General features: G+C 61.5%; 20 protein-coding genes. 11 read left to right on the top strand and 9 right to left on the bottom strand.

Features of this window, described 5'->3' with window-relative positions:
* The first annotated feature begins 15 nt into the window (after positions 1–15).
* A complete protein-coding gene (locus tag LY622_RS10735; RefSeq protein ID WP_234290901.1) occupies positions 16–1,044 on the top strand; it encodes an ArsJ-associated glyceraldehyde-3-phosphate dehydrogenase in 1,029 nt (342 codons plus the stop codon).
* Positions 1,041–2,243: an organoarsenical effux MFS transporter ArsJ gene (arsJ, locus tag LY622_RS10730; RefSeq protein WP_234290900.1), complete on the top strand. Its 1,203-nt coding sequence runs from the start codon at positions 1,041–1,043 to the stop codon at positions 2,241–2,243. Before LY622_RS10735 ends, arsJ begins: the two co-directional genes overlap by 4 nt.
* Here the strand turns inward: arsJ and LY622_RS10725 are convergent.
* Positions 2,215–2,898 carry a TetR/AcrR family transcriptional regulator gene (locus LY622_RS10725; RefSeq protein WP_234290899.1) on the bottom strand — a complete coding sequence of 228 codons (684 nt, stop codon included), beginning with the start codon at positions 2,896–2,898 and terminating at the stop codon, positions 2,215–2,217. The two genes, arsJ and LY622_RS10725, sit on opposite strands and share 29 nt — an antisense overlap.
* 318 nt (positions 2,899–3,216) lie before the next feature.
* Here LY622_RS10725 and xdhA point away from each other — a divergent pair, with 318 nt between their 5' ends.
* The 6 genes from xdhA (at position 3,217) to LY622_RS10695 (ending at position 13,287) form a co-directional block, all read left to right on the top strand.
* Positions 3,217–4,683 carry a xanthine dehydrogenase small subunit gene (xdhA, locus tag LY622_RS10720; protein ID WP_234290898.1) on the top strand — a complete coding sequence of 489 codons (1,467 nt, stop codon included), beginning with the start codon at positions 3,217–3,219 and terminating at the stop codon, positions 4,681–4,683.
* A complete protein-coding gene (gene xdhB / locus LY622_RS10715) occupies positions 4,667–7,141 on the top strand; it encodes a xanthine dehydrogenase molybdopterin binding subunit (protein WP_234290897.1) in 2,475 nt (824 codons plus the stop codon). Before xdhA ends, xdhB begins: the two co-directional genes overlap by 17 nt.
* A complete protein-coding gene (gene xdhC, locus LY622_RS10710) occupies positions 7,141–8,001 on the top strand; it encodes a xanthine dehydrogenase accessory protein XdhC (protein WP_234290896.1) in 861 nt (286 codons plus the stop codon). The genes xdhB and xdhC overlap by 1 nt, the downstream gene beginning before the upstream one ends.
* Positions 8,002–8,180: 179 nt before the next feature.
* The gene (guaD, locus tag LY622_RS10705) at positions 8,181–9,506 is read left to right on the top strand and encodes a guanine deaminase (RefSeq protein WP_234290895.1); all 1,326 of its coding nucleotides are present in this window, start codon (positions 8,181–8,183) and stop codon (positions 9,504–9,506) included.
* A 442-nt stretch (positions 9,507–9,948) separates the two neighbouring features.
* Positions 9,949–10,896, top strand: a complete 948-nt coding sequence (locus tag LY622_RS10700) for a TAXI family TRAP transporter solute-binding subunit (protein ID WP_234290894.1) — start codon at positions 9,949–9,951, stop codon at positions 10,894–10,896.
* 69 nt (positions 10,897–10,965) lie between these two features.
* Entirely contained in the window at positions 10,966–13,287 is a 2,322-nt protein-coding gene (locus LY622_RS10695; protein ID WP_234290893.1) for a TRAP transporter permease, read from the top strand.
* Positions 13,288–13,517: 230 nt separating this feature from the next.
* Here LY622_RS10695 and LY622_RS10690 read toward each other — a convergent pair whose 3' ends face one another.
* The 6 genes from LY622_RS10690 to LY622_RS10665 form a co-directional block, all read right to left on the bottom strand.
* Positions 13,518–14,108, bottom strand: a complete 591-nt coding sequence (locus LY622_RS10690) for a hypothetical protein (RefSeq protein WP_234290892.1) — start codon at positions 14,106–14,108, stop codon at positions 13,518–13,520.
* 177 nt (positions 14,109–14,285) lie between these two features.
* Entirely contained in the window at positions 14,286–16,085 is a 1,800-nt protein-coding gene (locus LY622_RS10685) for a hypothetical protein (protein WP_234290891.1), read from the bottom strand.
* Between the two features lie 131 nt (positions 16,086–16,216).
* Positions 16,217–16,729 carry a hypothetical protein gene (locus LY622_RS10680; RefSeq protein ID WP_234290890.1) on the bottom strand — a complete coding sequence of 171 codons (513 nt, stop codon included), beginning with the start codon at positions 16,727–16,729 and terminating at the stop codon, positions 16,217–16,219.
* 90 nt (positions 16,730–16,819) lie between these two features.
* On the bottom strand, positions 16,820–17,464 hold the full coding sequence (locus tag LY622_RS10675) for a hypothetical protein (protein WP_234290889.1): 645 nt from the start codon (positions 17,462–17,464) through the stop codon (positions 16,820–16,822).
* A 122-nt stretch (positions 17,465–17,586) separates the two neighbouring features.
* On the bottom strand, positions 17,587–18,225 hold the full coding sequence (locus LY622_RS10670) for a HEPN domain-containing protein (RefSeq protein ID WP_234290888.1): 639 nt from the start codon (positions 18,223–18,225) through the stop codon (positions 17,587–17,589).
* Positions 18,226–18,235: 10 nt separating this feature from the next.
* A complete protein-coding gene (locus LY622_RS10665; RefSeq protein WP_234290887.1) occupies positions 18,236–19,429 on the bottom strand; it encodes a DUF262 domain-containing protein in 1,194 nt (397 codons plus the stop codon).
* A 327-nt stretch (positions 19,430–19,756) separates the two neighbouring features.
* Here LY622_RS10665 and LY622_RS10660 point away from each other — a divergent pair, with 327 nt between their 5' ends.
* Both LY622_RS10660 and LY622_RS10655 read left to right on the top strand, forming a co-directional pair.
* Entirely contained in the window at positions 19,757–20,293 is a 537-nt protein-coding gene (locus tag LY622_RS10660) for a phage integrase N-terminal SAM-like domain-containing protein (protein ID WP_234290886.1), read from the top strand.
* Between the two features lie 348 nt (positions 20,294–20,641).
* Positions 20,642–22,021: an NCS2 family permease gene (locus LY622_RS10655; protein ID WP_234290885.1), complete on the top strand. Its 1,380-nt coding sequence runs from the start codon at positions 20,642–20,644 to the stop codon at positions 22,019–22,021.
* Between the two features lie 34 nt (positions 22,022–22,055).
* On the opposite strand, the gene msrQ is transcribed toward LY622_RS10655, so the two are convergent.
* On the bottom strand, positions 22,056–22,655 hold the full coding sequence (msrQ, locus tag LY622_RS10650) for a protein-methionine-sulfoxide reductase heme-binding subunit MsrQ (protein ID WP_234290884.1): 600 nt from the start codon (positions 22,653–22,655) through the stop codon (positions 22,056–22,058).
* Between the two features lie 66 nt (positions 22,656–22,721).
* Positions 22,722–23,687, bottom strand: a complete 966-nt coding sequence (gene msrP, locus LY622_RS10645) for a protein-methionine-sulfoxide reductase catalytic subunit MsrP (protein ID WP_234290883.1) — start codon at positions 23,685–23,687, stop codon at positions 22,722–22,724.
* Positions 23,688–23,910: 223 nt separating this feature from the next.
* Here msrP and LY622_RS10640 point away from each other — a divergent pair, with 223 nt between their 5' ends.
* Positions 23,911–24,915, top strand: a complete 1,005-nt coding sequence (locus LY622_RS10640) for a cytochrome-c peroxidase (RefSeq protein ID WP_234290882.1) — start codon at positions 23,911–23,913, stop codon at positions 24,913–24,915.
* Positions 24,916–24,938 lie beyond the last annotated feature (23 nt).

Here is a 24,938-nt window from a genome sequence, read left to right as displayed (position 1 = left end):
AAAAAGGAGCGGACCATGTCCCTTCGTATCGGTATCAACGGTTTCGGCCGCATTGGCCGCCTGGCACTTCGCGCCGGCTGGTCGACCCCCGATCTCGAGTTCGTGCGTATCAACGACCCGGGCGGCGATGCCGCCACCTTTGCCCACCTGCTGCAGTTCGACTCGGTGCACGGCCAATGGACCGGTGGCGGCGATGATATCACGGCCAATGACGACGCCCTGTTCGTCGCCGGGAAACACATCGACTTCACCGCGAACCGCGACATCGCCGATACCGACTGGTCCGGCTGCGACGTCGTCATCGAATGCTCGGGCAAGATCAAGACGACCGGGAAACTGCAGGGCTATCTCGCTCAGGGGGTGAAGCGCGTGGTGGTCAGCGCCCCGGTCAAGGAAGAGGGTGTGCTCAACGTGGTGATGGGCGTCAATGATCACCTGTTCGACCCGGCCAAGCACCGTATCGTCACCGCCGCGAGCTGCACGACCAACTGCCTGGCGCCGGTGGTCAAGGTGATCCACGAGCAGCTCGGCATCCGCCACGGTTCCATGACCACCATTCACGACATCACCAACACCCAGGTGATCCTGGACGCTCCCAGCTCTCCACAAAAGCCGGACCTGCGCCGCTCGCGGGCCTGCGGCATGAGCCTGATTCCCACCACCACCGGCTCGGCCAAGGCGATCACCGCGATCTTCCCGGAGCTCACCGGCAAGCTAAATGGCCATGCCGTGCGCGTACCGCTGGCCAACGCCTCGCTCACCGACATGGTGTTCGAGGTGCAGCGCGAGACCACGGTGGAAGAGATCAACGCCCTGCTCAAGCAGGCCGCCGAAGGCGAACTGGCCGGTATCCTGGGATATGAGGAGCGCCCGCTGGTTTCCATCGACTACCGCAGCGACCCGCGCAGCTCCATCGTCGACGCGCTCTCCACCATGGTGGTGGCCGGCACCCAGGTGAAGCTCTACGCCTGGTACGACAACGAGTACGGCTACGCCTGCCGCACCGTGGAACTCGCCGCCAAGGTAGGGAAAGCCGACGCATGATCGCTCGCGTCGCCGCCCTGCCCCGCGAGGTGCGCCAGTACCTGCTGGTCACCGGCAACTACTGGGCCTTCACGCTGACCGACGGCGCCCTGCGCATGCTGGTGGTGCTCTACTTCCACCAGCTCGGCTACTCGGCGCTGGAAGTGGCGCTGCTGTTCCTGTTCTACGAGTTCTTCGGCGTGGTCACCAACCTGGTGGGCGGCTGGCTGGGCGCGCGCCTGGGTCTCAACCGCACCATGAACCTGGGACTGGGGCTGCAGGTCTTCGCCCTCGCCATGCTGCTGGTGCCGGTAGCCTGGCTCAGCGTGCCCTGGGTGATGGCCGCCCAGGCGCTCTCGGGCATCGCCAAGGACCTCAACAAGATGAGCGCCAAGAGTGCGATCAAGACCCTGGTGCCAGCCGGCGATGCCGGCCATCCGGCGCTCTACCGCTGGGTGGCGCTGCTCACCGGCTCGAAGAACGCGCTCAAGGGTGTGGGCTTCTTCCTCGGCGGGCTGCTGCTCACGCTGATCGGCTTCCAAGGGGCGATCCTGGTGATGGCGGTGATGCTCGCCGGCGTGCTGGCGCTTTCGCTGGTCAGGCTCGATGCCGACCTGGGCCGCGCCAAGGCCAAGCCGAAGTTTCGCGAGATTCTCTCCAAGAGCCGGGCGATCAACGTGCTGTCGGCGGCACGGCTGTTCCTGTTCGGTGCGCGGGACGTCTGGTTCGTGGTGGCGCTGCCGGTGTTCCTGGCCACGCAGTTCGGCTGGGACAGCTGGCGGGTGGGTGGTTTCCTGGCACTGTGGGTCATCGGCTACGGCGCGGTACAGGCAATGGCACCTCGCATTACCGGGCGTCATGCGGGGCGCTCTGCCGCCATCCTGTGGGCGGCGGGTCTCGCCGCCCTGCCGGCGCTGATTGCGCTCGGACTGGAGTGGCAGCCACATATCATGCTGCTCGGTGGGCTGCTGCTGTTCGGTGCGGTGTTCGCGGTCAACTCGAGCTTGCACAGCTTCCTGATCGTCAAGCTGGCCCGCGCCGACGGTGTCTCGCTGGACGTCGGCTTCTACTACATGGCCAACGCCATGGGGCGGCTGATCGGCACCCTGCTCTCGGGATGGCTCTACATGTCCGGCGGGCTCACCGCCACACTGTGGGTCTCGAGCGCCATGCTGGCAGCCACGGTGGCGATCAGCCTGGCATTGCCGAAGGAGGCCTGACCCCACACCCCTTGAGAATCACCTGAGTGAGAAAACGGGTGATCCGCTCCACGTCGGCATCACTTATCTCATCCTTGCCGGTAATGCCCAGCACCTGGGCCTCGAAGTCGGCGTAGTGCTGGGTGGCCGACCAGATCAGGAAGATCAGCCATACCGGATCGACCGGGTCCATCAGGCCCCGCTCGGCCCACTGTTCGAAGATCTTCGCCCTGGCGTGCACCCACTCGCGCAGCTCTCCTCGCAGATAGCCCTGGAGGAAGGGCGCGCCGCCGAGGATTTCCGCGGCAAATAGCCGGGAGCCTTCGGGATGGCGGCGAGACAGCTGCATCTTGCTGCGGATGAAGGCTTCCAGCACCTCGGCCGGGTCGTCCTCCACGCTGATATCGTCGAGCAAGGCATTCCAGCGCGCCATCATCCGTTCGAGCAGGCGGACGTAGAGGCCGCGCTTGTTGCCCATGTAATAGAGCACGTTGGACTTGGGCAGCCCCGCGGCTTCAGCAATGGCCTGCACGCTGGCACCGCGATAGCCGTACTGGGCGAAGACCCGCTCGGCCGCCGCCAGGATCTCGCGCTCGTTGCGCTCACGGGTGGCACCGTTACCATCGGCACCGCCGCGAGAGCGGTTCCCTTTTTCTATAGTTGGCAGTTCTGACATCGCAAGGCCCCTGCCCTTGTTGTGTTCAGTAAAGCGAAAAGAGTGCCCCACCCCGGGGCTTCCTGCAAATTGGCTCCACTCACGGGCAGGATACCGCTTTTCCGCGCTCCGCTCTTCACTCCTTGCCCAGTCACTCCTTGCCCGGCCCATCTCTCGCCTGCCTGCACGGTAGATGCCCTGGCAGGAAAAGCCCTCTTCCGGACTTGCAAAGTGCGACATTCTGGCCCATGCTGAAAACATCCTGACCATTTGGTCAAATAACTGCGGCATACCATTCACTCATCAAGGTCAACAAGCGACTCAACAAGAGACACGGCGATGATCGACTTCCTGCTCAACGGGCAGCCACGCCACTGCGAGGCGACACCCGAAACCAGCGTGCTTGAACTGCTGCGAGAAACCCTTGGCGCCACGGGTACCAAGGAGGGTTGCGCCTCCGGTGACTGCGGTGCCTGCACCGTCGCCATTGGCGAAAAAGGCCCCGACGGCGAGCTGCGCTACCATAGTGCCAATGCCTGCATCACTCCGGCCCATCAGTTGAATGGACGCCATCTGGTCACCGTGGATGGCCTCGCCGATGGCGACAACCTCCATCCCGCCCAGGCCGCCATGGTCGAGTGCCATGGCAGCCAGTGCGGCTTCTGCACCCCGGGCATCGTCATGTCGCTGTTCACCCTTCACGAGGAGCAGCGCCGGCAGGCCGACAGGGCCCTGGCACCGCTGACGCCGCAGCGCCTCGAGGCCGCCCTGGGAGGCAATCTCTGTCGCTGTACCGGCTACCGCCCGATCCGCGACGCCGCGCTGACCATGCACGAGCACCCGGAGCATCGCCCGCTGTGGATTGACGCCGCCGCTCCTGAGCCGAAAGCCCAGCACACCGCTGATGAAAGCCTCTTTGCCCAGCCCACCACGCTCGCCGAATTGACCGAGTGCCTGGCGCGCCACCCCGAGGCGCGGCTCGTTGCCGGGGCCACCGACCTGTGGCTGGAGAGCACCCAGCGCCTGGTGCGCTTCGAGCGGCTGATCGATGTCACTCGCGTCGACGAATTGAACGTCATCGAGGAAACCACCCTCGAAGATGGCCGCAAGGGCTGGTGGATCGGCGCTGCGGTGACCTATACCCGTATCGAGCCGCTGCTCGAAGAGCATTTTGACGCTTTCGCCCACCTGCTGCATCGACTGGGCTCTTCCCAGATTCGCAACCGGGGCACCCTGGGCGGCAACGTGGCCAACGCCTCGCCCATCGGCGACACCCCGCCGGTACTGCTGGCGCTGGGCTCGCGCCTGCGCCTGGTTGGCCCCGAAGGTGAGCGCGAGTTGCCACTGGACGACTTCTTCCTCGACTACAAGCGTACCGCCCTGCAGCAGGGGGAAGCGATCCGCGCCCTGTTCCTGCCCCACCCTGTCGCGGGGGAAACGCTCAAGGTCTGGAAACTGTCCAAACGGCGTGAGGACGATATTTCCGCCGTGCTCAGCGCCTTCGCCTGGCGCATGGAGAACGGCGTGATGCGCGACGTGCGCCTGGCCTTTGGCGGCATGGCCGCCATTCCCAAGCGTGCGGCCCGGGCCGAAGCGGCGCTCGAGGGCAAGGCGCCCTCATCGGCTGCCTTCCAGGAGGCACGGCTGGCACTGCGCCAGGACTTCCAGCCCATGTCGGATGTGCGCGGCAGCGCCCACTATCGCCAGGTCTCTGCCGCCAACCTGCTCGAACGCCTGCGCCTGGTCATTGCGCAGGACGCCACAGACAGCCCTCGGGAGGTGATGCTCCATGCGTACGCTCACTAAGCTGAACCAAGAAGCCACCGCCGACGTGAGCGCCGACTCCGCGGCGGCGCGCCACGAGCTCGATGGGCGCATCAAGGGCGACGGTCCCCTGGCCCGCGACACGGTTCCTTATACCAACGCTCACCCCCACGCCCAGGCCCACGAGAGTGCGGTCAAGCATGTCACCGGCCGGGCAGCCTATATCGACGACCTGAGCGCCCCGGCCGACACCCTGCACGTGGCACTGGGGCTCTCACCCGTCGCCCATGGCCGCCTGACCCGCCTCGACCTGGACAAGGTCCGCGCCATGCCCGGCGTCGTGGATGTCATCGCCGTGGGTGATGTACCTGGCCACACCGATATCGGCCCGGTCTTCCCCGGCGACCCCATCTTCGTCGAGGAGGAGATCAGCTACGTCGGCCAGGTCCTCTTCGCCGTGGCCGCCGAGAGTCATCGCGCCGCACGGGAAGCCGTCCAGGCGGCCATCGTGGAGATCGACGAGCAGCCGGCCTGCCTCGACCCGGTGGCCGCCGCCGAGCGGGAAGAGTTCGTGCGCCCCACCCACGTTCAACAGAGCGGTGACTGGGAGCAGGCGCTGAAGGATGCCGCCCTGGTCGTGGAGGACGAACAGTTCGTCGGCGGCCAGGAGCATTTCTACCTGGAAGGCCAGGCTTGCCTGGTGCAGCCCACCGAGGACGAGGGCGTGGTGGTCTTCACCTCCAACCAGCACCCCAGCGAGACCCAGAAACTGGTGGCCGAGGTGCTGGGCATTCCGTTCCACGCCGTCACCGTGGAAGTGCGCCGCATGGGCGGCGGCTTCGGCGGCAAGGAGACCCAGGCCTCGCCCTGGGCCTGCATCGCCGCACTGATCGCCCGGCGCACGGGCCGCACCACCCGTGTGCGCCTGCCCCGGGCCGACGACATGCGCGTGACCGGCAAGCGTCATCCGTTCCATAACCGCTACCGGCTGGGCATCGACGACCAGGGCGTGATCCTGGGTGGCGAGATCACCGTGATCGGCGACTGCGGCTACTCGCCCGACCTGTCCGACGCCATCGTCGACCGCGCCATGTTCCACAGCGACAACGCCTATTCGCTGGGCGATGCCCGGGTGACCGGCCACCGCGCCCGCACTCATACCGCCTCGAACACCGCCTTCCGCGGCTTCGGCGGCCCCCAGGGCATGATGGTGATCGAAGCGGCCATGGACGATATCGCCCGGCGCATCGGCGAGGACCCGCTGACGGTGCGCAAGCGCAACTTCTACCGCCCCGACCGCCAGACCACCCACTACGGCCAGCATGTGGACCAGATCGCCCTGCTCAAGGCGCTGGTCGAACAGCTCGAGACCAGCAGCGACTACTGGACGCGGCGCCGGGCCATCACCGAGTTCAACGCCGACAGCCCCATCGTCAAGAAAGGCCTGGCGCTGACGCCGGTGAAGTTCGGCATCTCCTTCACCGCCAAGCACCTGAACCAGGCCGGCGCCCTGCTGCACGTCTATACCGACGGCAGCGTGATGATCAACCACGGCGGCACCGAGATGGGCCAGGGGCTGCACACCAAGATCTGTCAGGTGGCCGCCCGGGAGCTGGGCCTCGATACCAACGAGGTTCGTATCAGCGCCACGCGTACCGACAAGGTACCCAACACCTCGCCCACGGCGGCCTCCAGCGGCGCCGACCTCAACGGCCAGGCCGCCCGCGATGCCTGCGTGAAGCTCAAGCAGCGCCTGTTCGACTTCGCCCATGAGCATCTCTACAAAGACCAGGGGCTCGATCGCGAGGACATGCGCCTGGAGGCCGGCCATCTCGTCGCCGGTCACGGCGAGAGCGAGCAACGCATTCCCTGGGGCGAGCTGGTCCAGGCGGCCTACCTCAACCGCATCTCGCTTTCTGAGAAGGGTTTCTACGCCACGCCGCTGATCCACTACGACCGTAACGTCGGCCAGGGCCGCCCCTTCTACTACTACGCCTTCGGCGCCGCCGTGGCGGAGGTCAGCGTGGATACCCTCACCGGCGAGTACCAGGTCGACCGGGTCGATATCCTCCACGACGTGGGCGATTCGCTGAACCCGGCCATCGACCTCGGCCAGGTGGAAGGCGGCTTCATTCAGGGCATGGGCTGGCTGACCAGCGAGGAGCTGAAGTGGAACGAAGCCGGCCGGCTGATCTCCGATGGCCCTGCCACCTACAAGATCCCCACCTACGGCGACCTGCCGCCGGTGTTCAACGTCAGGCTGATGGAGGGGCACCCCAACTCCATGGCCAGTATCTATCGCTCCAAGGCGGTGGGCGAGCCACCCTTCATGCTCGGCATGGCGGTGTGGTCGGCGCTGCGTGACGCCTTGGCAAGCCTGGCCGACTACGCCGAGGCGCCGCGCCTCGACACGCCGGCCACGCCGGAACGGGTACTGATGGCCGCCGAGACTCTGCGGGCTAAATATGATGCCTGGCCCCTGAAAAAGGATGGCGTGTGATGAGCGCGTCGCGTCCGCAGGCCTGGCATGAGGCTCTGCACCGCTTGCAACGGGACGGTCTCCCCCATGCGCTGGCCACCGTAGTGACCAGCGCCGGCTCCACGCCTCGTGAGCCCGGCGCTCGCATGGTGATCACGGCGGACGCCGTCCACGACACCCTGGGCGGAGGCACCTTCGAATTTCAGGTGATCGACTCAGCCCGCGAGCGGCTGGCATCGGGAGAGCTCGGCATGAGCCTCGAGGCCTTCGCCCTGGGCGGCCGCAGCGGACAATGCTGCGGCGGCTTCGTCAACGTGCTGCTGGAGATCTTCCCCGGCAGCGCGGCGACGCTCGCCCTCTTCGGCGCCGGCCATGTCGGCACCGAGCTGGTGCGCCTGGCCGCCCCGCTGCCCTGGCGTGTGCTGTGGCACGACAGCCGCGACGGCGTCTTCCCCGGCTGGGCCGAGGCGCAGCAGCGCCTGGCCTGTCGCCACGCGGCCGACCCACGGGCCGCCGTGGCCGCCCTGCCGGCTGGCAGCCACGCGCTGGTGCTGACCCATGATCACGCCGAGGATCGCGAGCTGGTCGACGCCCTGCTACAGCGCGGCGACATGGCGTCCATCGGCCTGATCGGCTCCAAGAGCAAGTGGGCGAGCTTCCGCTCTCGGCTCACCGACGCGGGGCACGACGCGGCGGCCTTGGGCAGCGTTCGCTGCCCCATCGGCACGGCTTCCGGTGGCACCGGCGGCGACAAGACGCCCTATGCCATTGCGCTGGCTGCCCTGGCCGAGCTGCTCCCCCTGGTGGGCAACGCCGAACGCGCCGACCAACGCGGCCTCGATCCGGCAGAACTGCGAGCCCTGTTTGGCCAGAATGCTTAATAGCCATGCTCAATACCCAATGACAACCGCCCAACGATGACGAAGGGCGCCGGGGGCAGGCCGAAGAGGAGGTCATTCTTCATGGATGAAGAATGTAGCGTCCAGGGAAGGATTCACAGCGCCTCCTCGCAGGTCTGCCGCCGGATCAGCCCGATAGCAGAAACGAACGAGCCCCTATCATGACGACAAACGACTCGCGCGTGATACGCGCCGAACTGCTGAGCTTCGATGCCAACCCCGGCGAGGGTGACACACCTGCCGAGGGCAGCGTGCGCCATATCGAGGACGGTGCCCTGTGGATCGAGGATGGCCGCATTCACGCCATCGATGAATTTGCACGTCTCGAAGAGGACCTGCCACCGGGCATCGAGGTGATCGACCATCGCGGCAAGCTGCTGATGCCCGGCTTCATCGACAGCCACGTACATTATGTCCAGCTCGAGATCATGGCCTCCTACGGGCGCCAGCTGCTCGACTGGCTCAACGACTACACCTTCCCCGAAGAATGCCGTTTTGCCCAGTACGATCATGCCCTGGCGCTCTCCAATGCCTTTCTCGACGAGATGCTTCGGGTCGGCACCACCACTGCCCAGGTGTTCTGCTCCAGCCACCCCGATTCGGTGGACGCCTTCTTCACCGCCAGCAGCAAGCGCGACCTGCGCATGCTGGCCGGCAAGGTGCACATGAATCGTCACGCCCCCGAGGCGCTCTGCGACGACACATTGGGCGGTGTGCGCGACGCCGAGCGGCTGATCAGCGACTGGCACGGCACGCGCCGGCTCGGCTACAGCCTGACGCCACGCTTCGCCCCCACCTCGACACGAGAGCAACTGGACGCTACCGGCGGAATGCTGCGCAACGACCCCAGCCTGTGGCTGCAAACCCACCTTTCCGAGAATACCGGGGAACTGGACTGGGTCGCCGAGCTGTTCCCGGAGAGCCGCGACTACCTCGAGGTCTACGAGCAGTCAGGCCTGGTCGGTCCGCGCAGCACCTTCGCCCACGGCATTCACCTCGACCAGGGTATGCGCCAGCGTCTCGCCGATCGCGGCGCCAACCTGGCCTTCTGCCCCAGCTCCAACCTGTTCCTGGGTAGCGGCCTGTTCGACCGCCAGGCGGCATCCGACGTCGGGCTCAACGTCACCTATGCCAGCGATGTCGGCGGCGGCACCGACCTCTCCGGCCTGGCGACCCTCAAGGCCGCCTATCAGGTCGGCCAGCTGCGCGGCCAGCCCCTGACCGCCTGGCAAGGCCTCTATGGACTGACCCTGGGCAACGCCCGGGCGCTATCGCTGGATGAGAACATCGGTCGCCTGGCAACCGGCATGGAGGCCGACTTCGTGGTGCTCGACCCCGATGCCACACCGCTGCTGGCCAGGCGCCATGCCCGCTGCCGCACTCTCGGCGAGCGTCTCTTCGCACTGATGATGCTGGGCGATGATCGCAGCATATTGGAGACCTGGGCGGGCGGACGCTGCCAGCATAGGCGCGATCAGGCCTCCTGAGTTCGACACGGACAGAGCCGTTGCAGGAGGGAATCCAGGGAGATACGCCTTCACCCATAGCGGATGGTTCTCTGGAATCAGGTTCTTGGCGGAATGCCCTGATTTCTCAAGAGAATAGCATCCGCTATCTTCGTTTTCAGGCCTGCCTCATGAATAAGGCGGGATCATGGGAATTTCAGAATATCACGGAGTGTATAGAATTAAAGGTGAGCTCCCCGGGTGCGGCGGTGGGCTGACCTCTCCGTCGTGGATTCTGGGCCGTGCCTCCGGTACGGGCAGGGGCAGCTCGTCGGGCGGCAGGGAACTGTCCGTCTTTCATCGCGGAGCCCTACCGGTGCTCCGTACACTAAGGATGGCTTACCACCAACCGGGCCGGCACGGCCGGCTCAGGGTGCCCGCCGGGCCACGACGCCGAGCGAGAGCGCCCGAAGGGGAGGCTGTCATGAAAAAGTCACTCGTACTGCTGTTATGCATAGCGTTGGCCCTCGTGTCGCATCAGGCGCTCGGCCAACGCCAGTTCCTCACCATCGGCACCGCCAGCGTGGTGGGTATCTACTACCCGGTAGGCGGCGCCACGGCGCAGATCATCAACCAGGCCGATGTGGGTCTGCGGGCCACGGTGGAGGCCACCGGCGGTTCGGCCTTCAACGCCCGGGCCCTGGCCGCCGGCGAGCTCGACCTGGCCATCGCCCAGTCCGACGTGGTCTATCAGGCCTACCACGGCGAGGCGGGGTTTGAGGGCGAGGCGGTGGATCAACTGCGCACCGTGATGGGCCTGCATGCCGAGCCGCTGCACCTGGTCTGCTCCCGGGAGTCCGGGATCACCGAGGTGCGCGATATCGCCGGCAAGCGGGTCAATATCGGCAACCCCGGTTCCGGCATTCGCTTCACCGTGGAGCAGGCACTGCAGGCACTCGAGATCGGCCTGGACGACTTCGAGCCGTTCAGCCTGACCGCCCCCGAGGGCGTCGACTTCCTGCGTGACCGTCGCGTCGACTGCTTCTTCTACACCATCGGCATCGGCGGCGCCGCCCTGCAGGACATCAGCACCACCCAGGACGTGGTCTTCGTACCCATGGATGATGCGGTGCTCGAGGCCCTGGTGGCGGAGCACCCCTACTATGCCTTCACCGAGGTGCCCGCGGGCACCTATCGCGGCCAGGAGGAGGACATCACCCTGTTCGGGGTCAAGGCGCTGTTCGTCACCACCACCGACCTGGACGAGGAGGTCGCCTACAACGTGACCAAGGCGGTACTCGACAACCTGGAGGACTTCACCCGGATCCATCCGGCCCTCAACCTCCTCACCGCGGAGGACTTCCTGAGCGGCCTCGGCGCCCCGCTGCATCCCGGCGCCGAGCGTGCCTATCAGGAGGCCGGTCTGCTGTAAGCGTGGGACTAGGCCGGGGCCCGCGGCCCCGGCCGACTCCCGCTGACGGCCCCTCTGCGAGGCACCGCCATGGCCGTAGCTTCCCCACCCCCCGAGTCGCCCCGGGAGCCCGGCTCGGCGTCCCGGGTCGATGCCGAAGCCGCCCGCGAGGCGCGGCGCCTGGTCGAGGAGTTCGAGACCGGGGCGCGGTTGCCCCACGGGTTGCTGCTGTGGGTGATCGTCGCCCTCTCACTGGGCTGGTCGCTGTTCCAGCTCGGGGTGGCCAGCGTGCTCGCCGTGGACGTGGTGATCCAGCGGGCGGTGCATGTGTTCTGCGGCATTACCCTGGCCTTCCTGGTCTTTCCCGCCATTCGCGGTCGCCGGCGTCCGGGCGTCTTCCAACTGGCGGTGCTGGGGGGCATCAGCCTGGGGGTGGGCTATGCCGCGGTGCGCCTGATCGGCGAGGTGACGCCGCTGGCTCCGCCGAACTGGCTGGCGCTGGGCATGGGCCTCGTCCTTTGTGTGGCGGTACTTGTCTCGCTACGCGGTGAGCAGATCGAGCGGCTGCCCTGGTTCGACCTGCTGTTCGCCCTGCTGGCCGGCGCCGGGGCCCTCTATCTGGTATTCGACTACCAGGGCCTGCAGGCCCGCCAGGGGTTGGCGCTCACGCGCGAGATCTGGATCGGCCTGCTGTTCATGCTGTTGCTGCTGGAGGCGACCCGGCGCAGCCTGGGACCGGCATTGGCGGTGATCGCCGGGCTCTTCTTCCTCTACCAGCTCACCGGGCCGCGGGGGGCCGTGCCCTGGCTGGCGGAGTGGATGCCGGACCTGCTGGCGCACCGCGGTGCCAGCCTGCAGCGGGCCATCAGCCAGCAGTACGTCACCACCGAGGGCATCTTCGGGGTGCCGGTGGGGGTCTCCACCGCCTTCGTCTTCCTCTTCGTGCTGTTCGGCTCGATGCTCGACAAGGCCGGGGCGGGCAAGTACTTCATCGACGTGGCCAACTCCTTCCTCGGCCATCTGCGTGGCGGCCCGGCCAAGGCGGCGGTGGTGGCCTCGGGGATGACCGGTATGGTCTCCGGCTCGTCCCTGGCCAATGTGGTCACCACCGGCACCTTTACCATTCCGCTGATGAAGCGCACCGGCTACCCGGCCCACAAGGCTGGGGCCTGCGAGGTGGCGGTCTCCACCAATGGTCAGTTGATGCCTCCGGTGATGGGAGCGGCGGCCTTTATCATCGCCGAGTTCGTCGGGGTGCCCTATATCGAGGTGGTTCGCGCCGCGGCCATTCCGGCCTTCGTCGCCTACTTCGCGCTCTTCTACATCATGCATCTGGAGGCCCTGAAGCTGGGCCTGCACGGTATCCCGCGCCATGAGCTGCCGCCGCGGCTGGCGACCTTTATCGGCGGCATCCACTTCCTGATTCCGGTGGCGGTGCTGGTCTACTACCTGATCATCCTGCGGCGCACCCCCGGCTATGCGGTGATGGTGGCGATCCTGGCGCTCGCCGTGCTGATGCTGGTGCAGGAGCCGATCAAGGCCTGGCTGCAGGGGCGGCCGCTGTTGCCGGCACTGTGGCACGGCGTCGTGACCCTCTTCCATGGCCTGCTGGCCGGGGCACGCAACATGGTGGGCATCGCCGTGGCGGTGGCCACCGCCGGGATCATCGTCGGTTCGGTGAGCCAGACCGGGGTGGGGCTCAGGCTCACCGAGATCATCCAGATCCTCAGTGGCGCCATGGCCTCGGGGATCGGCCTGATCACCCTGCCGGTGGTGGAGTTCTTCGGTGGCAATGTGGCGACCTTCGATACCACCACCCAGTTCGCCATCGTGCTGCTGATCACCGCCGTGGCCAGCCTGATCCTCGGCCTGGGGTTGCCCACCACCGCCAACTACGTGGTGATGGCGACCCTGACGGCGCCGGTGATCTACAACCTGGGCAACGAGTTCGGCTTCGGCATCCCGCTGCTGGCCGCGCACCTCTTCGTGTTCTTCTTCGGTATCCTCGCCGATGACACCCCACCGGTGGGGCTGGCCGCCTACGCCGCCGCCGGCATCGCCCGCAGTGACCCGATCCGCACCGGGGTGCAGGGCTTTATCTACGACATGCGCACCGCCATCCTGCCCTTCATGTTCATCTTCAATGTGTCGCTGCTGCAGATCGGCGTGAGCGGCTGGCTCGAGATCCTGCATATCTTCGTCAGCGCCCTGGTGGGCATGATGGCCTTCGCCGCCGGGGTGCAGGGCTTCGTGCGCCTGAAGACCCTGCTGCTCGAGCGCCTGGTGCTGCTGGCGGTGGCCTTCATGCTGATCCAGCCCAACTGGTTCACCGACCTGCTCGGGGTGAGCCTCTATGGCCTGGTCTACCTCTCCCAGTGGCTGCGTCAGCGCCGCCGTGCCGATACCGCCTGACGCGACGGTTGTGGTTCAGAGACGCTGCTGGCCAGGCGCCATGCCCGCTGCCGCACCCTCGGCGAGCGGCTGTTCGCCCTGATGATGCTCGGCGACGACCGCAACATACTGGAGACCTGGGCCAGCGGACGCTGCCAGCATCGGCGCGACTAGGCTTAGGTTAAGCCTGAAACGAAAATGGCGAGTGGTTGGAAGACCACTCGCCATTATGTGAAACCCGGTTGTGAAACCTACTGCTTCGAGGGCCGTACCTCCCCGCTATCCGGATCGAAGACCCAACGCTCGCCGCCCACTCGGAATAGCAGCTCTCCGTTCCTCCACGCCAGCGCCTCGTAGATGCGCTCCTCGGGTGCTCGCTCCTCATGCTCGGGGCTGCGCACCGGCATGGAGCTCGCCTCCACCGTTTCTCCCAGCCGCTCTGCATCGACCACCGTCAACGTCCGATCCCCTGCAGGCCCCTCCTGAACGAAGACCACACGTCGTGCATCATCGCTCCACGGCCCGATGGCGATGTTGCCGCCATACTGGAACGCAGCCGGTCTTGACTGCCGTGCTTCCACTCGGACAAGCCAGCCGGCACTGTGTGCCGCCCCCGTGGTGACCACGGTTAGCCAGTCACCGTCCGGCGAAATCGAGGCTTCCTGGAAGCGATCCGCAGCACCAAACTCAGTCTGTTGATCCACGCGAATGGTGTCCGGCACATCGGCAATGCCGACCAGCACGGATCCATCCGCCGCACGTATGCGCTCGTCGCCCACATCAAGCGGGGCAAGAGCCGCTTCTGATTGAGCGGTATCGGATGCTTCGATTGCCGTTGGCAATTCGCCATTTCCCGGCGACGGACAGCCGCTGAGCACGAGAGCAGCGGCTGCGATTGTGAGAGCGAGCGGAAGCCTGAGTGACGTCATGAAGCCTCCTGATGCTGAATTGAATGCTTCATATGCACGGTAGTATACGTGACGGCGAACACCTGCAAACCTGTAGAGCTAACGTTGGCATCAGTGGCGGCGCACAGCGTCGTCCACTGCATACTCTTGTTCGGCGCTGGCACTATCCCGAAGCATCGGAATTTCGTTGATGGCCGTATAATCGGACCAACTGACGGTTCCATGGACCCTCATTTCACCAATCGGCTTTACATCTACGATCGATTGCATAAAGTGGCCCCAGCTTAGCGGCTGCGATTCCACTACGGCGGACTCGAACCTCCTATACATGCGTCGCGCAAGGGGTGCCACTTTTCGGTGAGGCTCCCATGTGGGACGGGGATCGTCAACCTCAACCGCAATGGTTCCCGGTGTCGCTGAAAAGATGACAACATTGGTCGAGTTAAGATATGGCGCAACTCCGAACTGACGAATAGCATCAGCAAATCTTTTGAATTCTCGAGCACCACCAGAAATATCTGGGCCGTAGTAGTCACCCGTTCCCGTTAGATTGAAATTCCTGCGGAGATGATCCATTTGCTCGTGCTCATAGCAGGCATCAATGAGAATCACGAATGGCCGGCCTGCGGCCTCCAGGTCTTTAACAAGCTTACTAACGGGGTACAATCCGCGAACCTCTGCGGGAGCCTCTGTTTGGATAGCCACAACCATATCCAATAAGTCGTGAATGTTGCTGCCTGCGAGTGGCGAAGAGGGCGCATCCAGCTGAGCCCGGGGTAATCCAAGGAATAGATCCTCCCCAAGGTCCTCGGCCGGATTGCCCTTATAGTCCTGCATGACGAGATACAACTGTCCTCCGCGTCCAGAGACCGCGTGTCCGGCATAATAAAAGACAATAAGCTGAGCATCGTGCGCAGTAGGCGCGCCAACAATCCGAGAAACAGCTTCTTCCATCGAAGACTCGCTCAAAATGTGTGGAAGCGGCTCAGAAAGTAATGGTCTGGCACCAGCTCCACGAAACACGCTCTCGGCAACCTGAATGCTTGGCTCGACAACTCTCAGATTCCCGAACTCCTCGCTGCTGTAGCTGCTATTTCCCAAAAGAGCGTATCGAACGCCGGCCATGCCGCCCGTAAGGCCGAATGCCGAAATGTCCAAGTTGCGAGGCGCTACATTCACGGCAACCGCTTCACGGATTTCAACGTCACTGGGTCGCCCACCGGAGAGACTCGTGGCAATATAGTTAACCGTGACGGTTTCATAGGCGATGGCAGTGGCACGATCACCCTCGAAAGCAATAGTGCTTGCGTCCTTGATCCTTCCACCCGCCTTGATCAATCCATCTTGAGCCTTTTCCCACGCTTCAGCAGAAAGCGATCCTGTGCGACGCACACTCACTGACATAACTGCCTCGTAAGTACGTACGATCACCCGTGGGTTACTTCCACGCTTCTCAGCTCTGTATACATCTTCATCTTCTATTAAGCTATTTCTGAACTGCTCATTTAGATCAACTTCGAACAACCGCAAGTCATTGAGCGCGATATCAACAGCGAGATCTCCAGCCGAGGAAGCGGACCCAATGAATTGGCTCGCTAATGCCGCCTCCGCTTGACCGACTAATCTGGCCGTTAGACTTGTCGCGAAGTCCGGGACTTGACTCGGGCGGTAAGCTCGCCGTAGTGGAAATGCTTGGCCCGGCTGCGGCATCACAATTACTGCACCGGGGTATCTGCCGTCAGCCGGGGGCAAATTAACCTCGATATACTGTGCTGGTCGATTAAAAGCACGGCCAAGGCCATCCTGGAGTGAGGTGTGCTCAGGTTGTCGAGACCACAGAAAGACAGCAATTACAACCGCAACCCCAATCCCTGCCCCCGTGGCGATCATGAGTTTCTGTGAGGTTTTCATTCTTCACCTATGCCTCGATTAAAATTTATATTCGATAACCGAATTTGTCTCCTCGCCGAACGCCCGCAGCACGCGCGGCTTTGTAGTGAAGGCGAAGCCGCAACGAAAAGCCGTCGCCGTGCCTGCGATTGTTAGAGGTTGCTGGCATATACTTTGTACCTCTGGTCGTTACTCGGGTTTACCGACATATAGTAAGAACGGAAATTCCCGCGCACTAAGTGCTTTCGGAAGCGACCTTGATCGATCAAATCCTGCCAAGGGTATAGCCACATTTCCGAGACAACATAGTCTTCGTTCAGGTGGACAAACATCAAATGACTGGGGATACCTTCACCCTTAATCTTCGGGATAGCGCTGGTTCTTGTCCATCCGTTGTTGGTGCCTCGGCGAGTTTTAACTGATATAGCCATTCCGGTTGTTGTTTCAACGTCGTGTTCAAAGCTATCGTCTACAAGGTATCCACCAACAGCTATTTTTGTATAAATCTCTCCAAGCCAACCAACAAGCTCGTCACCCTTCAGGACTTTTCCATCTGAGTGCGCAACGAGAAGCTCCCTGATCTTTCTTTGCGTCATAGACAGGGTCACGAAATGCCCAGAAAAGTCTTTTTCCACCCGGTCCATCGAATCAAAGTCGAAACTCATCAAGACCTCTAACGCGGAGCGCACCGGTGACCTTGACGCAGCGAAGCGGAGACAAGGGCATCCGAGTGACGCGAATTGTTAATTCTGGTTCTACGGCCAATGCCCACATAGCTCACAACTTCCACCATCATAGGGCACGGTATATTCATCACATTCTTCACAGTATTCTGGATGCTCGCCATTCTCTTGTAGTCTTTCGGCGATCCGTTTGCCATAAGCTCGTACAAAATCAGTAAGTTCTTGGAGAAGCGCTCGCCAGGTGTCATCCCGCTTGAATTCTGCAGCCAAGTCTATTCCTAATTCCTGATCCGCAAACGAGAAAGCGAAACTCAAGGCATTTCCCACAATAAGTTTTGCCTCCTTCTCAGAAGTGCTCCACTCGTAGTGCTCGATGGCATTCCGGGTATTTCTGAGAGATTTGAGGTTGTTTTTATCACTCTGGGACAGCTCGACCCCGCCAACTCTCTCAAGTCGGACAATAGCAGTACTAACATTAACCGTCTGAGCCTCAAGGCTCGGATATTTATCAATTTTCTCCCAGATAAAGGCCGGATGTATTAACCTAAGCCTTTCCTTAAGCAGTAGTTCCACAGCGTGTGCTGAGTTCGTAATGGCGTGCTTCAATCGTGTGTGATCGGTACCGATGTCCTTCCAGGCCAAGAGTTCAACGGCATGACTGAGGCTATCACGAGCATTATCAAGCAGGCGGAAATGAATATCAGGACTTTGGGACATTGCCACCTCCTTTGGAATTAACGCCTGGGCTCAGCGGCCGGTTTGGAGGCGCACAGCGCCGGAAAAGCGGTCCGCTGCAGCCCCTTGTTAACACCTAAAACCACCGCACAGTCAAACTATTATTATTTTGCTTGTAGAATCTTTTCATCGAGCTCTTTCAGGCCTTCCACCAAACTCTGAACCGTTTTATATTCATCTTCCGGATTTACCTGCCCTGTGGCTCTCTTTGTTTTATGAGCTGTTTCCCCGCGACTGGCACCGAAATTATCAAGGTTTGTTAGCCACGTTCCGTCCAATTCGTCAATCTCAATACCCAGCGGAATAATTAAGCGCTTGAAGTTCTTCTCTTTCACGCCGTGATTATCTCGCACGTTCGTGATGTATTGTTTTTGAGCAATATCTATCGCCTCGTTTATTGAGTCTTTCACGCGTGAGCGCGCTTTCGCGAGCCTTACGATTTCCTCATTTTCTCTGTCGTCATTAGAATTCCAGCCAGAATGGTATGCCGCCAGAAAAGCCAAAAGGATCGTCGAAGGTTTTTTGTTATTCTTCCACTTTTGTATTGCCTGCGTTACAGCTTCTCTTGCGACGTCTTCCAGATAGGACTCGATTTCTGCATGAACAAGCACGCGGTAGCCGCGTGTACGATCTAATTGTCGATCGCTATAGTCACCTGTAGGCGAAAACTTCGCGGGCAACATGTGATGGCGAAGTTCGGTAAGACGAGCTCGCATCTCTTTAAAACGAATAGACGTCGGCATTAATCGCCTCCTAGACTATGCGGCCGTCTACTAGTTTCGGCACCTGCAACTTTGTTCCAACTAAGTCATTAAGAGTCTTGTTCCAACGGGATATCCTTGTTTGAGTTGCCCAAATGCTTTTTGTTGTAGTCTCAATCGAGCTCAGAAAATCCTGATCCTTGGCGCATAGATCGCGAAATGCTTCTTCTATGACTGCCTCTTTTCCCACGGCAGCTTGTCGGACATTGGCATCAACAAATGCGAGGACAAGAACATCAAACACGGCGCGATTAAATCGCGTCTCGTATTTTTCTCCATTCCACTTCCGATACAGAGAATTACCGAATACCCCCCTCAAAAACTGATGCGCAGTTTCAAATTCATCGAGCTGAACAAGCAAATTATTTTCTTCTTTTTCCCATAATTTATTTAGCTTCCCGCAAGTGCTATCCAAAAAAGCTTTGAGATTACCAGTATAATCCGTCAGGTAGTTTCTCAATCCGTAATAGCGGAGAAGCAGTTCCGCATCGCGCATCCGAAAATCTGGTTTTTTTAGCTTGAGAATTTCTCTCATAGCCTCACTTTTGGATGAAGCTTGGTCGAGAAAAGTGACAAAAGGTCCGGGATGAAGAGCTTGACGGAGTTCTTGGGGGGATAAGGATACACTCCCGGTATTAAGCCTAAGAAAGACATGATAAAGAAAGTCCTCATTAGGCCAATTTTTTATAACCACAGTTCTGATTGGCTGATTTTCAAAAGAAGACAAGTCATCGAACAGGGTTAAATCTTCTTGAAGATCTTGAAGAGTTTTTCCCTTTAGATCATCTCTTATCTCTAATCCCGTTAGTTTTAATTGCTCATAATGCGGATCATCTTGATCCGCAGCGAACTGCCGGATACTAAGCATTCTCTGCTTCCCATCTAGAACAATATATGCCCCTTTTCTTTCTTTTGATTCGGCGAGCACGAGCTGCGGGACTGGGAGGCCTAGAATCAGAGATTCAACGAATAAACTTTTCCTCTTCTTATCCCACGCGTCACGACGTTGGAACTCTGGATTTAGGAGAATGTTGCCTTTATTTATTTGGTTTATCAGGGTCTCTGTCGTCCAGTCATTTCCACTGACAACAGCTGACGAAAAGAGCGATTGATCAAGGTCAGCGATGTCAGCTTCGTTCTCCCGCTGGTCTTCTTCTTCCAAAAATTCGTGTTCTTCTAATGACATGACTACTCCTGCGGGTAGGGTTTACGAGATCACAGTGTAACCCAACAGATCCTCAATGGTTGATGGCCTAGGACAGTCCTTGTGTTAACAGGTATTGGATAGCACACTCGTTCATCATCTTGAACGCGCCGGCGCGTTCAACAATCTTATCTAGCCTGCTGCTTCGCACCTAACCCATTGATATCTCGTTAGGCTAAGAATAGCTAGGCAACCTATGCAGAATTCGCGTGCTTGCGCGTTTAGCTGGAACCGATATACTGTATAAATAACCAGAAAAAAGAATGCAAGGAGCAGCTTATGGACGCGCGCAGGCGACCTCCAAAGCTCATGTATCGCGTGAAGGCCACCATGAAGGTTAAACGCTACAGCCCTCGCACCGTGAAAACCTACTGCTACTGGATACGCTACTTCATTCATTTCAATGGCGTACGTCACCCCGCCAGCATGGGTGGCCCTGAGGTCAGGGCTTTCCTGGAACACCATGCGGTGCAGCGCCATGTGGCAGCGGCCACGCAGAACCAGGCCCTGAATGCCATCGTGTTCCTCTATCACCATGTGCTCGCTCAGCCTCTCGGAGATATTGGTGATTTCGCGCACGCCAGGCAATCACGGCGGCTGCCGGTGGTACTGAGTCATGAACAAGTGACGTGTGTGTTGAATCAACTCTCCGGCTCCATGCATTTGATGGCGAGCTTGATGTATGGCTCGGGGTTGAGAGGAGTTACTGGGCCACAAGAGCCTGGAAACCACGCAGATCTATACACATGTGCTGGGCAAAGGTTTTGCCGGAGGTCGAAGCCCGCTCGGTTGAGCATCTATCAGCGGATAAACAGCACGCTACCGCCCTGCTGGCAGAATGGATGATGATTTCCATCATCCCTAATGCGGCATCCCTGAGTACGTCTTGGTCACGTAAGCCATCTTCTGCAGCTTTTTACCTACCGTAACCAAGCGAAACGTTGAGGGCAACGCCTTCGCGCGGGATCAGCCTGCCGCGCCCTGTGCAATGACCGAGGTGAACTGAACCTGAGTCTTTCCCTCTCCCGTCTTGTCCCATCTCCGCTTCCCTCCCCACCTACGACCTTGGTCGCAACCCACTTGTCCAATCGGTCAAATACCGTCTAGGCTGTAGCCGAACGGCCTGACCAAATGGTCAAGCATGTCGCACGAGATCATCCGCTGACGTCTCTCCAACAACAATGGACACAAGCTATGGAACCGACTTCTTCTTCCCTTGCCGGCAAGGCCCAAGGCCAGTCGCCCGCGCAGGCCTCGGAACCTGCCAACTGGCTGGACCACTACTTTGGCGTGACCCGGCGTGGCTCGTCGCTGCGCACCGAGTTCCTCGCCGGCATCGCCACCTTCCTGGCCGCCATGTACATCATCGTGGTCAACCCGGCGATTCTCAGCGATGCCGGCATCCCCTTCTCCGCCGCCCTCTCGGCCACGGTGCTGATCAGTTTCATGAGCAGCCTGGCCATGGGCCTCTATGCCCGTAACCCGATCCTGGTTGCACCGGGCATGGGCATGAACGCCCTGTTCACCTATACCCTGGTGCAGGGCGCGGGGCTCTCCTGGGAAGTGGCACTGGGCTGCGTGTTCTGGTCCGGGGTGCTGTTCGCCACACTGGCCATGTTCAACGTCCGCAAGGCGATCATCGAGGCCATTCCCCCCTCGCTGCGCTACGCGATCACCTGCGGCATCGGCCTGTTCATCACCTTCATCGGCTTCAAGAACGCGGGCTTCATCGTCGGCAGCGACGCCACCCTGGTCACGCTGGGCAGCATGGATGCCAGCATGATCACCTTCTTCATCGGCATGATGGCGACGGCGATCCTGGTCATCCTGCGCTTCAACGGGGCGCTGATCCTGGGCATCGCCCTGACCACCCTGCTGGCATCGCCCATGGGCCGGCTGTGGGGCGGCGACGTGGTGGTGCAGTGGAGCGGCCTGGCGGCCTGGCCCGACTTCAGCGCCGTGATGCAGGTGGACATCTGGGGGGCGCTGAAGGTGGCCTACCTGCCGTTCATCTTCGTGATGCTGTTCACCAACTTCTTCGATGCTCTCTCCTGCTTCATGGCGCTCTCCGAGTCGGCCAATCTCAAGGACAAGGATGGCAACCCGCGCAACCTGAAGCGATCCATGACCGTCGATGCCTTCGCTTCGATGATCGCGGCGCCATTGGGTACCAGTGCGGCCCAGACCTTCATCGAATCCGGTGCCGGCGTTGCCCAGGGCGGCCGGACCGGCCTGGTGGCGGTGACCATCGCCCTGCTGTTCCTGCCTTTCCTGTTCCTGTCGCCGCTGCTCTCGCTGGTGCCCGGCATCGCCACGGCGCCGGCACTGGTGCTGGTGGGGCTCTTCATGCTGGCTCCGATCAGCAAGATCGAATGGGCGAAGTTCGACCAGGCCTTCCCCGCCTTCCTGGCCATCATCCTGATGCCGCTGACCTACTCGATCACCCTGGGTATCGCCTTCGGCTTCCTCAGCTTCGTGGTCATCAAGCTCTTTACCGGCCGCATCACGGACATCAAGCCGGCCATGTGGGTCTCCGCCGCCCTCAGCGTGGTCATGCTGGTCACCACGCACTGAACCACGGTTGCCGCCAGGGATGGCGGCATTCTCGTCACTGGCGATGGCGCATGGCATCGACTAGCCGGAAAACCGTCAGGCCGGCCAGCACGGCAGCCAAGATCGACGGTACCAGGTAGTCGGCCCGGGTCAGGACCCACAAGTGGGTCACACCCAGCGCCGCGGACACGTAGATGAGTCGATGTAGCCAATGCCAGGCACGGTACCCCATGGCCTGCTGCACGCGGCGAAAGGACGTGATGGCCAGCGGCACCAGCAGCAACAGCGCGGCAACACCGTAGCGAATATAGGGCAGTTCGATCATCTCCCGCCGAATCCAGGGCCAGTCCCAGTACTGGTCCAGCCCCATCCAGGCCAGCATGTGGGCGACCAGCCAGAAGAAGGCCCATAGGCCGATCTGCCGCCGTGCCGCCATGAAGCCGACCCAGCCGGTAACACGGTAGGCGGGGCTGACGGCGATGGTAACCAGCAGCAGCGTCAGCCCCGTCATGCCGGTAAAGTGCACCACCGCCTCGCCGGGTACGGCACCCAGGTCGCCGAAGAACCACTGCCATGCCAGCCATAGCGCCGGGGCGCTGCAGCCCGCAAGCACCAGCCACCGAAAGGCGCTTATCAAACCCAGTCGCGATCTCATGCCTTGGCCCCCTACCCCGACACGCTCAGCTGATGTCGTTCAGCAGTGATGCTCAGCCGCTCAGGCTCAATAGTGGCGATCCAGATCCATTCCGGCATAGAGATGGGCCACTTCATCGGCATAGCCATTGAACATCAGCGTTTCTCGCCGACCGCTCTCGCCAATTCTCCGCTCACGGGCCTGGGACCAGCGGGGATGATCGACTCCGGGATTGACGTTGGCGTAGAAGCCGTACTCCTCGGGATTCCGGGCATGCCATGACGTCGTCGGTCGCTCCTCGACCAGCGCGATGCGCACGATGGACTTGATGCTCTTGAAGCCGTATTTCCAGGGCACCACCAGCCGGATCGGCGCCCCGCTCTGGTTCGGCATCACCTCGCCGTAGAGCCCCACGGCAAGCAGTGTCAGCGGATGCATCGCCTCGTCGATGCGCAGTGCCTCCCGATAGGGCCAGTCGATGATCGAGCGGCGCTGCCCGCGAAGGTTGTCGGGGTCGTGTATCGACTCGAAGACGACATACTTTGCCCGTGACGTCGGGCCGTGACGCTTGAGCAGGTCGGCCAGGGGAAACCCGACCCATGGAATGACCTTGGACCACGCCTCCACACAGCGATGGCGATAGATACGCTCTTCCAGCGCCTGCCCCGCCAGCACGTCCTCCAGGGCAAAGCTCCCCGCCTTCTCCACCTCCCCTTCGATGGCCAGCGACCAGGGATCGGTAACCAGGCGATGCCCATAGACCTCCGGATCCCGCTTGCCGGTGCCGAACTCATAGAAGTTGTTGTAGGTGGTGATGTCGCGCGGTGACGTCAACGACTCGCCATCGGCCAGTTCACGGCTGGGTAGCTCAACCGCCAGACGCTCCTCCAACAGGCCCTGCCACGCTTGAGCCTCGCGCGACCAGAGCAGGCCGGGGGCAACCGCGGCAGCACCCAGCGCCAGCCCGCCCCGCAGCAGACGTCGGCGCGACTCGAACAGCTCACGCGGGGTCACCTCGGATTCGGGGATTCTCGGATAGCGATAGCGAGCCATGCCCTCTCCTGACGCAATTCACAGTACGTAAAATCCTGACGATGCAACCTTGTACAACACCTTATCGACCAATATCACCTCAAGTCGACGAAAACTTGACTTACCTCAAAGCCCCCCCTTTTCCGACCATTTCAGTTGGTTGATATGCATCAAGTCTCAAGAATAAGCTGGCTTCAGGATATAGGAGACTGGCCTGTATCGATTGCCTACCAGGGAGATCACAATGGAATTTCAAAAAATTGTACAACCGGCCCGACTCGTCGCTGCTGTGGCGCTGGGCGGCGCCCTTGCCTTCGGCGGCACGGCCCTGGCCGATGACGGTCTCGGCGACTATCGCGACCGCTTCGAGCCCTTGCCCCACTTTCCACCGATACCCGCACACAACTCCCTGACCCCCGAGAAGGTGGAGTTGGGCAACATGCTGTTCTTCGAGCCGCGCATCTCCTCCAGCGGTGTGATCAGCTGCGCCACCTGCCACAACCCGGCACTTGGCTGGAGCGACCGGATTCCTCGCGCCACCGGCCATGATGGCCAGATCGGTGAGCGAAATACGCCGACGGTGCTCAACTCCGGCTTCCTGGGCGCCCAGTTCTGGGATGGCCGCGAACCGGATCTGGAAGGACAGGCACTCGGCCCCATCGAGGCCGATATCGAAATGGCCATGGACCTCGACATGGCGCTGGAGCGCCTGGAAGAATTCGAGCTGTATCAGAAGAAGTTCGCCGAAGCCTATCCGGACGACGAAGATCCGATCAACGCCGACAACCTGGCCATGGCCCTGGCGAGCTTCCAGCGCACGCTGAATACGCCGAACTCACCCTTCGACAGGTACCTGCACGGTGACATGGAAGCCCTGAACCAGCAGGAAAAGGACGGCATGGTCGCCTTCGTGGAGAGCGGCTGCGTGGCCTGCCACAGCGGCCCCGCGCTGACCGACAGCAACTTCCATCGCATTCAGGTACCCGGCTCTACCGACGTGGGTCGCTATGAGGTCACCGGCGACGACAATGACATGTATCGCTTCCGTACCCCGACCCTGCGCAACGTCGGCGTCACCTATCCGTACATGAACAACGGTGCCACCGAGACCCTCGAGGAGGCCGTTGCCATCATGGGCAGCGAAATGCTCGGCCGTGAGTTCGACGACACCACCATTGCCGACATCACCGCCTTCCTTCACACCCTGACCGGCGAGATGCCCGATTTCGAGGTGCCGGCCCTGCCGTAACGCCACGACGCATCTGACCTACT

Source organism: Halomonas alkalisoli (genome assembly GCF_021412585.1).
Classification (GTDB): Bacteria; Pseudomonadota; Gammaproteobacteria; order Pseudomonadales; family Halomonadaceae; genus Halomonas; species Halomonas alkalisoli.
Note: the sequence above shows the minus strand (reverse complement) of the source record. Positions and strands in the feature narration are given on the sequence as shown.